The organism is Nostoc sp. C117 (assembly GCF_043099735.1).
Taxonomy (GTDB): Bacteria; Cyanobacteriota; Cyanobacteriia; order Cyanobacteriales; family Nostocaceae; genus Nostoc.
In genome coordinates this window covers 4,059,215-4,071,595 of record NZ_CP170991.1, presented here as the reverse complement: position 1 = coordinate 4,071,595, position 12,381 = coordinate 4,059,215, and the positions used below count along the sequence as shown (strand labels likewise).

Sequence of the window (12,381 nt, the reverse complement as noted above, 5' to 3'; positions counted from 1 at the left end):
TGAGTTCATTCAGCAAAATATGGTAGCAGGAGGAATGCGATGAAAGCAGTGGTTATCCATAGGTATGGCGGCGTTGAAGTGTTGCAGTATGAAGATGTGGAACAGCCGAAAATTGAGCCAACACAGTTACTTGTGAAAGTTCGTGCTAGTAGCGTTAATCCCATTGATTGGAAAATTCGCCAAGGGATGTTGAGTTTGATTACTGGCAACAAATTTCCAAAGATTCTGGGGTTTGATGTGGCGGGAGATGTCGTAGAGGTTGGCTCTGGTGTCACGGGCTTTAAACCAGGAGATGCTATTTATGGCAGTACTAGCTTCCCTGGAGGAGGTTATGCCGAATTTGCAGCTGTTCCAGAAAATGTGGTGGTTCTCAAACCAACGAACTTATCTTATGAAGAAGCTGCGGCTGTGCCTTTAGCAGCGCTTACGGCTCTGCAAGCACTGCGAGATCAGGGAAATATTCAAACAGGACAAAGTGTCTTGATTAATGGTGCTGCGGGCGGTGTAGGGATTTTTGCGGTGCAAATTGCTAAGACTTTAGGGGCAGTGGTGACGGGAGTTAGCAGTACCAAAAATTTGGATTTGGTGAAATCTCTAGGAGCAGACCGCGTGATTGATTATACGCAACAAGATTTTACCGCAGATACAGCGCAGTATGACATTATCTTTGATGCAGTGGGTAAGCGATCGCTCTCACAAACCAAAAAAGTCCTCAAACCCAACGGAATTTATATCACCACATTACCCAGCCCTGAAGTCTTCTTAGAGAGCGTTTTAACAGCATTCCTTCCCGGTCAAAAAGCGAAATTTCTCTTTGAGAAACCTAACGTTAAAGACTTGCTCTTTCTCAAAGAATTGATTGAAGCGGGTAAAATTCGTGTGGTAATCGATCGCACATATCCTTTACAAGAACTAGCGGCAGCTCATATTTATAGTGAAACTGGGCGTGCAGTGGGGAAAATTGCGTTGGTGCAACCCGTCGTAGACATCGCCATTTAGGGTAACTGAGATTTTACACCCTCTAAAGCTTAATATTATTTGTGTCACAATTGAGGAAAATAATATATATCCTACGGTCCGGCAAGCACTTATGTGTGTAATTATTTGCCAGTACTTATCCAATTTCTACCGGGAAATTCAGCTATTCCGTTTTAGTGACACAACTGGCAATGTGTTTATTTTGGCAGGTGATGAACTGCAAATCCTTATATTTCGTGATGGAACTTGGAGATTTGTCAATGAAACCTAATTTTGCCCAAATGTCCACAAAAGAATTGAGGGCGTATGTGCTTGCTAATCGGGAAGATATAGAAGCGCTGGAAATCCTATTTAGTCGCCGCACTCCTGACTCAGAAGCAATTATATATCCATCGATGTTTACTGAAGATGGTAAACCTATAGAAGAGAATAATCGGATAATTGCAGAAGCGATCGCTCAGAAAGTTCAGCAAGAGAATAATAATCAGGATTAGCTGTCTAGTTAGTACATTTTAGTGAAAATCTTGGCGATCGCACTTACTAATTCCTCTAAAAAACCAACGCCAAACCTAACCGCCTAACGTTCTTCCCGACGCAGCAAGGAGGAAAATTCAAAGTCTCTCTCCTTTTAGGCTACGGTGTACACACAAGTCGAATTACCCCCCTTAATCCCCCCTTGTAAAGGTGGGAAACAATAAATCTAATTCCCTCCCCTTTATAAGGGGAGGGTTAGGGTGGGGTAAAACCTTGGGTTTTTCAGCTATTTCAGACTTGTGTGTACACTATAGCCTTTTAGGAGAGAGATTTAGAGAGAGGTTCTTCAAATAACTGTAATATTTCCGCAATAACCCTGAAATCTGGAAACATTACTCCAGCTAGTGGATATACTCGTAATCAAAATCTCAACACAAGCGAGTATTATGCTGGACTGGTTAGCTATTTGGGGTGTAACTCAGGCCGCCGGGTTGATTTTTAAACCCATTTTGGAAGACTTAGCCAAGGATGCTGCTAAAGATTGGGCTAAAGATTTATTAAAAGGCATTCCTGGCAATATTTTAGAGAAACTTAAGAAAGAAGACATAGAAATTGCTGCTGGGAAAGCATTAAAGGAATTTTTACAACTGGTGCAGGAAGATTTAAAAGGCGGGGAACTTTCTGAAGATGAAATCAAAAAGTATACGCAGCCTCTAAAGCAATTTATCAAAAATCAAGAAGTCAAAGAAATTTTGGGAAATGCCTTTAAAGATATCAATCCAGTTATAGATACTAATAGATTACAAGAAATTTGGGATAAAATTAATACCTCAAATCCGTTACCAGATGATTTTAACTGGAAGCGGGTTGCTAAGAAATATCTGCAAAAAGTTAAGGAGATTATTCGAGGAATTCCTGAACTCAGAGCTATTCTTGATTCACAAAATCTGGAACAAATCGAAAAGAACACAAGAGGGTATGGTGAGGTTATTCCCGCGTTTGATTTGAAAGGCTATCAAGAAGGAATCCTGGAACGGTATGGCAATGTTAAATTAGATAGCTTAGATACTAGCGGCTATGCCTATAACGAACTCAAATTATGGCGGATTTTTACTGCTCAAAATGTCCGGGAAGCTCATCAAGTTTTACCACAAGTTCACGAACTGCCGAAAGAACATCTCCGCCGACTGCGAGAAAGCGACCAAGTAGAAGCAGAAATTGAATTAGCAGAATTAGAACGCCACAAACGAGTTTTTGGGAGTTTGTCTGGCAGTTTAAAGAAACGCAAACGCTGACTATGGAGGAACTGAAGGATAAAGTTTTTGGCAAACACTGGCAGGATGAAAGTTGGCATGAAGTTTTACTGCTAATTGTAGGAATGATTGAGCCAAGATTTGTTGGCGAAATTCTTGACTATTTAATGGCGCAAGATAGCGAAGAGAAAAAGTTTATCAATCTCTTTTTAGCGGCTAAGTGTCTTGTAGAGGTGAGAAATCGCTCAGTAATTGCGTCAATGGCAAATAAATTACTTGACAAGCTTAAAGAATTAACTAAATATGACCTTTGGTATTACTATGACTCCCACAGAGATGGAGAAGAAACTAAGCTAGTTAAAAAAATTCGCACTCAAGCAGTCACAGCAATCGCAACGACCTGGCAAGAATCTCTCGATACCAAATCATTCCTCAGAGAACGCGCTACCCAGGATGATGACAACGATGTGCGAGGTGCAGCAGTCGAAGAATTAGCCAAGAACTTCAAAGATGACCCCGAAACTAAAACCTTCCTCAGAGAACGCGCTACCCAGGATGATGACAACGATGTGCGAGGTGCAGCAGTCGAAGAATTAGCCAAGAACTTCAAAGATGACCCCGAAACCAAATCCTTCCTCAAACAACGCGCTACCCAGGATGATAGCAAAGATGTGCGAGGTGCAGCAGTCCAAGAGTTAGCCAAAAACTTCAAAGATGACCCCGAAACCAAATCCTTTCTCAAACAACGCGCTACCCAGGATAATAGCTACTATGTGCGACGTGCAGCAGTCCAAGAATTAGCCAAAAACTTCAAAGATGACCCCGAAACCAAATCCTTCCTCAAACAACGCGCTACCCAAGATGATAACCTCTTTGTGCGAGGTGCAGCAGTCCAAGAGTTAGCCAAAAACTTCAAAGATGACCCCGAAACCAAATCCTTTCTCAAACAACGCGCTACCCAGGATGATAGCGAAGATGTGCGAGGTGCAGCAGTCCAAGAGTTAGCCAAAAACTTCAAAGATGACCCCGAAACCAAATCCTTTCTTAAACAACGCGCTATCCAGGATGATAACTTCTTTGTGCGAGGTGCAGCAGTTCAAGAATTAGCCAAGAACTTCAAAGATGACCCCGAAACCAAATCCTTTTTCAAACAACGCGCTATCCAGGATGATAGCTACTATGTGCGACGTGCAGCAGTCCAAGAATTAGCCAAGAACTTCAAAGATGACCCCGACACCAAATCCTTTCTTAAACAACGCGCTACCCAGGATGATAACCTCTTTGTGCGAGGTGCAGCAGTACAAGAATTAGCCAAGAACTTCAAAGATGACCCCGAAACTAAATCCTTCCTCAAACAACGCGTTACCCAGGATGATAGCGAAGATGTGCGAGGTGCAGCAGTTCAAGAATTAGCCAAGAACTTCAAAGATGACCCCGAAACTAAATCCTTCCTCAAACAACGCGTTACCCAGGATGATAGCAAAGATGTGCGAGGTGCAGCAGTCCAAGAATTAGCCAAGAACTTCAAAGATGACCCCGAAACCGAATCGATCCTCAAACAACGCGCTACCCAGGATGATACCTACAATGTGCGACGTGCAGCAGTCGAAGAATTAGCCAAGAACTTCAAAGATGACCCCGAAACTAAATCGATCCTCAAACAACGCGCTACCCAGGATGATACCTACAATGTGCGACGTGCAGCAGTCGAAGAATTAGCTAAACACTTTAAATATCAGCTTGATTTGTTTGAAATTTACCACCAATGCGCTGTTAATGACCCCTTTAAGGATAGCCACTATCCCCCGTTTAAATATAACCCTCGGCGCATTGCACTAGAGATAATTATTAAGCAATTTCCTCAGCATGACCAGACTTTACCACTGTTGCGTGACAGAGCAGAGAATGACTCAGATAAAAAAGTGCGGGAATTTGCTCAGAAGAAGTTAAAGCAGTGGGAAGGGTAAATGTAAGCGGAGTAAGTATTCAAAGTGTCTCGTCCATATATTAATGTAGAGCTGCAACGTTTAGTTAGCGATCGCGCTCCCCATATATGCGAGTATTGTTTATATCCAGAATTAGAAGGCTTAGGTTTTCAAGTTGACCATGTAATAAGTGTCAAACACGGTGGTTAAACAAAGTCTGAGATAGCTGATTAAGCAGGGTTTTACCCCACCCTAACCCTCCCCTTGTAAAGGGGAGGGAACTAGATTTCTTTTTTCCCCCCTTTCCAAGGGGGGATTAAGGGGGGTAATTCAACAGCAAGGGGAGGGGATTAAGAGGTGGGGTGCAATCAGTGTAAAACAGATAAATAAATAGGTTATGATGTGCGATCGCGCTTACCAATGGGAATTCTATACTTAGCAACTATTGCTACCTCACCATTAGAACTGCCAAGGTAAATATACAATGTCCTATCAAAATATTGCAGCCGCCCTTTCGCCACAAGATATCCAAGAAATTAAAGCCGCGCTACAGACAATCCAACAAAAGATGCCCTTTTTGGTTACTCTCAGCACAGAAGAACGGCGTAAGCTAGTAAAAATGGGCGATAAAAGCCTAGCTTTTGTGAACAATAGCGTCACTGCTGCTCAGTCTAACCGCGAAATCCTTCCAGCCACTTTTAACGTTGAAGAACTTGTTCGGGATTATCAATTAGCCAGTGCGCTCACCGAGCTTTTAATATCAATACAGCAACTGACCGAACAAGTCGATGATACCCTAATGGCTGTTGGTAGTGAAGCTATGACCAGCAGTTTGACTGTTTATGATTACGTCAAGACTGCATCGAAAAAGACTCCAGGTTTAAAGACTGTCGCTGAACAGTTAGGCGAACGCTTTAAAGCTATCAAAGGTAGACCAACTAAAGCTGCATCTGGTTCTTGAGTCTTTGATACTCATTAATGAGTCTTTGAACTCCATTAATGAGGCTTTAAACCCCATTAATGAGTCTTTGAACTCCATTAATGAGGCTTTGATACTCATTAATGAGTCTTTGATACTCATTAATGAGTCTTTGATACTCATTAATGAGTCTTTGAACTCCATTAATGAGTCTTTGATACTCATTAATGAGTCTTTGAACTCCATTAAAGAGGCTTTGAACTCCATTAAAGAGGCTTTGAACTCCATTAATTGACTCAGAAGCAATTATAGAGTTTCTCTGTTTGCAATACAGACCTAACCCCCAGCCCCTTCCCTACAAGGGAAGGGGAGTAAAATTCAAAGCCTCTCTCCTTTTAGGAGAGAGGTTTGGAGAGAGGTCAAAGTGTATTGCATCAAAATGAGAACTGCTATATTTGGTTTTGTTGATTTCTAGCCAGTTGCAGAGCGGGAACTGAACTCTGTTGAGTGCTGTATCATTTATGTAGAGCATTTCTACAGCACTCATTTGACAACTGGCATAGCTGGGACATTAGAAACGGGAAGTTTTGCTCTATCCCTCGTACAACTTCCTCTGTCCCGTTGTGTTGATATCTCTATTGAAACTGCAACTCGAACTCATGAAATGCCAAATTGCCAAAATTGCTCAGGGCGGTATCTCATCCCCATATTCTTTTCGTGGAACAGCTAATCTTTGCCCAAGATTTTCCACCACACGCCACTCATCACTCCAATAGTCTCATATCCCATAGTTGACTAATGCTGTGATACCTGAAGTTACAGAGGTGTCCCAGAAGGCTGTTGCACTCTAGTGTTAACAGTTTTTGGTTCTACAAAAGCTTCCCGGCCTGTAATCAATCTAGAGCGACGATTACGAGTGATATAATTCCACGCCCACTGAAATACTACTAGTAATTTAGTGTCAAACTCGATTAAGAAGTAGATGTGAACTAATAGCCAAAATGCCCAAGCAATGAAACCTGTGAGTTTGACTAAGCTTAAATCTACAACAGCTAAATTTTGCCCAATCATCGCCAAACTACCCACATCGTTGTAATGAAATTGTGGCAAATTCTTACCTTGAAGCCGTCGTTGAATTAGTTTACCTACATACTCTCCTTGTTGTTTAGCTACAGGTGCAACACCAGGTAAAGGTTTAGCATCTTGATGGGAGAAGTTGGCTAAATCTCCAATTACGAAAATGTTGTTATAACCCTCGATAGACAAGTCAGGTTCTACAATTACACGCCCAGAGTAATCGCGCTCTACACCTGTAGTTTCCGCTAAGACTTTCCCCATTGGGGAACCTTGAACACCTGCTGCCCACAATATAGTTTTTGAGGCAATTTCTGTAAATTGATTGTCTTGCTTGAAAGTAACAATATCACCTTCAATATTTGTCACCCTGGTGTGAGTGTGGAGTTCTACACCCAACTTTTGCAAAGATACTGCTGCTGATGCCGATAACTCTGGTACCATGTGTGGGAGGATGCGAGGACCCCCTTGTAATAGCAAAATTTTCGTTTCTGAGGTGTCGATGCTGCGGAAATCTTCTTTGAGAGTTTTGTATGCCAATTCTGCGATCGCACCTGCTAATTCTACCCCAGTCGGGCCACCCCCGACAATCACAAAACTCAACCAAGCACGGCGTTTTTCAGGATCGGTTTCTTTTTCTGCTGCTTCAAATGCGCCAAATATCCGGCGACGCATTTCTATGGCATCTTCCACAGTTTTCAAGCCAGGAGCAACTTTTTCCCAATGATCTTTACCGAAGTAGGAATGGTTCGCACCTGTAGCAATAATTAATGTATCATAAGGTACTACTTCATCACCCAAAATAACTTGTTGGGCTTTTGGATCAATTTCACTTACTTCTCCCAACAACACCTTTGTATTTTTGCTTTTCTTAAATACAGATCGCAATGGTGCAGAAATATCAGAAGGTGATAGCGTACCTGTGGCAACTTGATATAAAAGCGGCTGAAAGAGGTGAAAGTTGCGTTTATCAATGAGAGTAACATTTACATTCCCTGCATTCAGAGCCTTTGCTGCATACAGTCCACCAAAACCACCACCAACGATTACAACCTGATGTGGTGCATTCTTATTAATTCCGACTGGCATAAGAAATATTTCCTTGTGTTAAGAAGCTGTAACTATTCTTAACAAAGATGTAACAGCATTATGATGTAGGTTGCTGTTTATTTAGAACAATTGAAAAAACACTAAAAGTTACTAATGAGTCATTAGTGAACTCTAAGAAATAAATTATCTTGCTTGAATTTGCTGAGTGTTGACAGTTGACAGTTAACGGTTATCAGTCATCAGTCACCCGTCATCAGTCACCAGTCATCATTAAAATCCGTAACAGCTTAATTATAAATTTGGCAAGCAGGTATATTTGCGCTTATTGAACTGTTTTCCTTCAACACATCTATATAATAAGAAAATATCAGTTGTGAGCTATAACTATATTTGGAAACGTATACACACATACAGACAGCAAATCCTAAAAGAAAATAAAGAAACCTGTCTTTCGCCTCACCAAATAATAGGATAATAATAGTAATACGATATACAGAATTTTGACTTTTATCCTTATCTAACTCACCTTTGAGTGCATCTGAGTACAACTTAATAAATCGCAAAATATCCAGCATAAATCTTTGTAAAGTCATACAGGTAAAGTTTCTTGTAGCGAGTACAGAAATTCTTTAACCCTCCCCTAAAAAGACTAGTACCCCCATCGTTAAACACTAGCACCCCTATCCCAAGATAAATTTTAAGTTTATCTTTGGTGGGGGTTTTGGCATTTGAGTACAACCTTAATAAATCCAATAAATCCAATCAACATTGGCTTTACTGTGCCGTTGTCAGTCACCTGATATAAGCATAAAAATACCACATGGCTCTTTCTACCAGATAGACATTACCGATGCAACAGTCTTTAGACAGTATTACGAATTCTCAAACTCTCAAAATACAGGGTTCAAAACCTAAATCCTGGTTGAAAAACATACTCTCTGGTGCTTTTTTCGAGCCATTATTGAGTGATTTTCGCATTATTTTTGAGCGCGATCCCGCAGCACGTAATTGGCTAGAGGTGGTGTTTTGCTATCCCGGATTGCACGCACTATGTTTGCATCGTCTTGCTCACTGGTTACATGGTCGAGGTGTGGGTTTTATCCCACGTTTGATTTCTCACTTAGGGCGATTTTTGACCGGAATTGAAATTCACCCGGGCGCAGAGATTGGTCAGGGTGTGTTTATCGACCACGGTATGGGCGTTGTCATTGGCGAAACTGCGATCGTTGGCGACTATACACTGATTTATCAGGGCGTCACCCTTGGCGGAACTGGTAAAGAAACTGGTAAGCGTCATCCCACAGTAGGCAAAAATGCAGTGATTGGGGCGGGTGCGAAAGTTTTAGGTAATCTGCAAATTGGCGATCGCGTCCGGATTGGCGCAGGTTCCATTGTTTTGCGGAATATCCCCAACGATTGCACAGTTGTAGGAGTTCCCGGTCGAATTATTTCTCGCAAAGAAAGCGGCGCCAGCCTTTCTCCTTTAGAACATGGAAAGCTACCCGATGTAGAAGCAACCGTGATTCGTTCTTTGCTTTCGCGCATTGAGCAACTCGAAAAACAACTGCAAACTTTAAAAGTCAAGAGTCATTAGTCCTTTGGAAATGACATAGACGCGCTAGCGGCTACTTTACAAAAACGCCAAAGGTGAACCCACAGGATAGGACAACTGACAAAGGATAACTGACAAAGGACAAATGACAAATGACAAATCACACCTTAGGCGATCAAGTTTTGCAGATACCTTTGAGCGATCGCTGGCGAATCCATCACCGTTTGCAAGAGTTAAAGATTAAGAGTTCCTGTCTCCCCGATGGTTCTTTAAGAGTGCAAGTAAACAATTTGCTAGAAGGGATTCTAATTCGTAGCACAGTTATGCAATGTCTTGCTTCTCGTCACGAATTAGTCGAATGGTTAGAGCGTTGCTGGTATGACAGTGCTGAGTGATGAATAGGTAGAGACGCGATTAATCGCGTTTATAGCGAGTGAGGAGTAGCTCTTAAATACCTAATCTAGATAATTTAATCTTGAATTCCTCACACAACCATAGCTCTTTGTAGACATGCATAAATATTGAACAGGTTTAGAAGTTGAAGTTACTGTCCGCTAGCAAATTCTATTGCAGACTGAAAAAGATAAGCGTAAATTTAGATTTTGTCTAATGGACTATGGTGGAAAAAACTATCCACTTGAAAAACGTTAAGAAGTGGATAAAACAAGTATTCTTCTTTCTGCCTAGTGGCTTCTGCCCTTTGCCTTCTTGCGAAATAAGACTGGGAATTTCTTATTTTTAATTCTTTTCCAACTGAAGAAATTGAAAGTTCGATTATGCCGACTCGTAATAGAGATTTAAAACTCCTGAATTTTTTGCACCATGAACTTGAACTTTCAAATGCGGATATTGCTGTAGCGCTACGACACCGTGAGTTAGAAAATGGCCCGTTACCGATGCTTCTCTGGCAGTATGGTTTAGTTAACTTAGAACAGCTAGAAAAGATTTTTGACTGGTTAGCAGAACAAAGTTAACTATTTTGTAGGTTCCTTAAATTACATACCAACACTCAACAAACATGAGGTTCCTGAGATGATTACTACTTTGATTGCTGGATTTTGTGTCTTACTTTGTTCCGGATTTGCTAATAGCTATATTAGTTCTTTGCTACTTGAACAAATTTCAACTGACATCGGTAAAAAAGATTAGAAAAATATACCAGGTTTTAGTTCCCTGCCATACAGATGGAATGCTGCTAATCGGACAATAATTAAGGATCATGTATCCTACATTATGAATTGTGATATTTTTAGCATTTACGATCGCGGGGAATTGTAGAGAGAAAGGATATTAAGAATACTTCCAAGAGAGGGATATTTGCAATGAATCAAATCATAATTAATGACACTACATTACGTGATGGCGAACAAGCTGCGGGTGTTGCTTTTAACTTAAAAGAAAAAGTAGCGATCGCTAAATTCCTCGATGCCATTGGTATCCCCGAATTAGAAGTGGGTATACCGGCAATGGGTGAAGAAGAAACCAGGGCGATCGAAGCAATTTCTGACTTGGGTTTACAAGCAAAACTCCTCGGCTGGAACCGCGCTGTCATCTCAGATATCAAGGCTTCCATCGCCTGTGGTCTGAACCGAGTGCATATTGCCATTCCCGTCTCTGGTATCCAAATTGCCACTAAATTTCATGGTCAGTGGCGAGTCAGCTTACAAAAGCTCAAAGACTGTATTAGCTTCGCCGTCGATCGAGGTCTTTGGGTCGCAGTCGGCGGAGAAGATTCTTCCAGGGCTGATGAAAACTTCCTCTTAGATGTAGCGCTTTATGCTCAAGAATGGGGTGCATCCCGTTTCCGCTTCTGCGACACCGTAGGAGTTCTCGATCCCTTCAGCACCTACATCAAAGTCCAAAGGCTGGTTTCAGCGTTAACGATTCCCCTAGAAATCCACACGCATAATGATTTTGGTCTGGCAACTGCCAATGCTCTTGCAGGTATCAAAGCCGGAGCTACATCAGTGAATACCACAGTTAACGGCTTGGGTGAAAGGGCGGGAAATGCAGCTTTAGAAGAAGTTGTGATGGCGATCAAACGCATCTACGGCGTTGATTTGGGCATTGACACTCCCAGTTTGCTGGAACTGTCTCAACTGGTTGCAGCCGCATCAGGTGCCGATGTTCCACCCTGGAAGGCGATCGTTGGCGAAAATACCTTTGCTCACGAATCGGGAATTCATGCTCACGGCGTTCTGCAAAACCCCATCACTTACGAACCATTTGCCCCCGAAGAAGTGGGTTGGGAACGGCGTTTAGTATTAGGGAAACATTCTGGACGGCATTTAGTTTCAAACTTACTAGAACAGCATGGAATTTTCTTAAATCCCCAAGAAACCCAGTTAGTTTTAGACGCAGTGCGGCATCAATCAGTACAGAAAAAACGCAGCTTGACGACAGAAGAATTATTGAATTTGGTCAGAGAACAGAGGTACTCTCATGCAACGCGATGAATTAGAACTAAACTTACCACCCGCTTTTGAAATTGGTGAAAAAGTCAGAGTTCGTAAACTGCTGAAAAACGATGGGACTTTTCCTGGTAAAGAAGTCGGCCAAGTTTTAGTCAACAAGGGAGATATCGGTTACATAGCGAGTATAGGCACATATTTGCAGACCTCCTATATATATGCTGTGCATTTCTTAGAAACAGGGTTTGTCGTCGGCTGTAAGAAAAAAGAACTAGAATCTGTTGAGGAATCTCATGAAAGTAATGCTACGCATGAATGACGCCGGCACTTTAGTAGTTTATGTTGCTAAAAAAGACCTTGAAGAAGAAGTAGTTAAGCAAACTGATGGGAATGACGGAAAGATTCTTACCTTAGCAAATGGCTGGGAATTGGAATTCCGTGATTTACCAGACACCGCAAATTTACCTCAAACTGTAGAAGCTAAACGCCTCGCGTAAAAAATGGGGAATGGGGAGTCTCAGATATTGTACCAATTCCTATAACCGCCTCAGAATGAATTCTGAGGCTAATAGCTAAAGTTTTCTAAAGAAAACTAAGTAAAAACTTTAGTCCACTTTAGTGGAGTTAAGCTATTAGCCAAGAAATTTATTTCTTGGCTAGATATGGAACAGATGCAAGATTTGAGGAGTGGGGAGTTATGAATTATGAATTAAAATTCATAATTCATAACTCTTAACTAATGACA

12 protein-coding genes and 1 pseudogene are annotated in these 12,381 nt (G+C 41.6%); 12 read left to right on the top strand and 1 reads right to left on the bottom strand.

Features of this window, described 5'->3' with window-relative positions; all coding sequences use genetic code 11:
- Positions 1-39 precede the first annotated feature (39 nt).
- From ACFG4S_RS17600 to ACFG4S_RS17575, 6 genes and pseudogenes are all read left to right on the top strand, one after another.
- Positions 40-999 carry an NAD(P)-dependent alcohol dehydrogenase gene (locus tag ACFG4S_RS17600; RefSeq protein ID WP_392530353.1) on the top strand — a complete coding sequence of 320 codons (960 nt, stop codon included), beginning with the start codon at positions 40-42 and terminating at the stop codon, positions 997-999.
- A gap of 91 nt (positions 1,000-1,090) precedes the next feature.
- Positions 1,091-1,249, top strand: coding sequence for a DUF6888 family protein (locus ACFG4S_RS17595; protein WP_335151150.1), 159 nt, complete (start codon positions 1,091-1,093; stop codon positions 1,247-1,249).
- Positions 1,239-1,472 carry a DUF6887 family protein gene (locus ACFG4S_RS17590; protein ID WP_392530352.1) on the top strand — a complete coding sequence of 78 codons (234 nt, stop codon included), beginning with the start codon at positions 1,239-1,241 and terminating at the stop codon, positions 1,470-1,472. The genes ACFG4S_RS17595 and ACFG4S_RS17590 overlap by 11 nt, the downstream gene beginning before the upstream one ends.
- A gap of 426 nt (positions 1,473-1,898) precedes the next feature.
- Positions 1,899-4,672: pseudogene (locus tag ACFG4S_RS17585) on the top strand (HEAT repeat domain-containing protein).
- Positions 4,673-4,696: 24 nt separating this feature from the next.
- On the top strand, positions 4,697-4,840 hold the full coding sequence (locus tag ACFG4S_RS17580) for an HNH endonuclease (RefSeq protein ID WP_392530351.1): 144 nt from the start codon (positions 4,697-4,699) through the stop codon (positions 4,838-4,840).
- A gap of 274 nt (positions 4,841-5,114) precedes the next feature.
- On the top strand, positions 5,115-5,591 hold the full coding sequence (locus ACFG4S_RS17575; RefSeq protein ID WP_392530350.1) for a hypothetical protein: 477 nt from the start codon (positions 5,115-5,117) through the stop codon (positions 5,589-5,591).
- A gap of 774 nt (positions 5,592-6,365) precedes the next feature.
- Here ACFG4S_RS17575 and ACFG4S_RS17570 read toward each other — a convergent pair.
- The gene (locus tag ACFG4S_RS17570; RefSeq protein ID WP_392530349.1) at positions 6,366-7,712 is read right to left on the bottom strand and encodes an NAD(P)/FAD-dependent oxidoreductase; all 1,347 of its coding nucleotides are present in this window, start codon (positions 7,710-7,712) and stop codon (positions 6,366-6,368) included.
- Between the two features lie 811 nt (positions 7,713-8,523).
- Between ACFG4S_RS17570 and cysE the strand changes: the two genes are divergently transcribed.
- The 6 genes from cysE (at position 8,524) to nifT (ending at position 12,133) form a co-directional block, all read left to right on the top strand.
- Positions 8,524-9,267: a serine O-acetyltransferase gene (gene cysE, locus ACFG4S_RS17565; RefSeq protein WP_392530348.1), complete on the top strand. Its 744-nt coding sequence runs from the start codon at positions 8,524-8,526 to the stop codon at positions 9,265-9,267.
- A gap of 110 nt (positions 9,268-9,377) precedes the next feature.
- On the top strand, positions 9,378-9,620 hold the full coding sequence (locus ACFG4S_RS17560) for an Asr1405/Asl0597 family protein (RefSeq protein ID WP_392530347.1): 243 nt from the start codon (positions 9,378-9,380) through the stop codon (positions 9,618-9,620).
- A gap of 381 nt (positions 9,621-10,001) precedes the next feature.
- The gene (locus ACFG4S_RS17555; protein WP_392530346.1) at positions 10,002-10,199 is read left to right on the top strand and encodes a DUF2949 domain-containing protein; all 198 of its coding nucleotides are present in this window, start codon (positions 10,002-10,004) and stop codon (positions 10,197-10,199) included.
- Positions 10,200-10,547: 348 nt separating this feature from the next.
- A complete protein-coding gene (gene nifV / locus ACFG4S_RS17550) occupies positions 10,548-11,681 on the top strand; it encodes a homocitrate synthase (protein ID WP_392530345.1) in 1,134 nt (377 codons plus the stop codon).
- Positions 11,668-11,955, top strand: coding sequence for a nitrogen fixation protein NifZ (locus tag ACFG4S_RS17545; protein WP_012407236.1), 288 nt, complete (start codon positions 11,668-11,670; stop codon positions 11,953-11,955). The genes nifV and ACFG4S_RS17545 overlap by 14 nt, the downstream gene beginning before the upstream one ends.
- A complete protein-coding gene (gene nifT, locus ACFG4S_RS17540; RefSeq protein ID WP_114083693.1) occupies positions 11,930-12,133 on the top strand; it encodes a putative nitrogen fixation protein NifT in 204 nt (67 codons plus the stop codon). The genes ACFG4S_RS17545 and nifT overlap by 26 nt, the downstream gene beginning before the upstream one ends.
- The last annotated feature ends 248 nt before the right edge of the window (positions 12,134-12,381 follow it).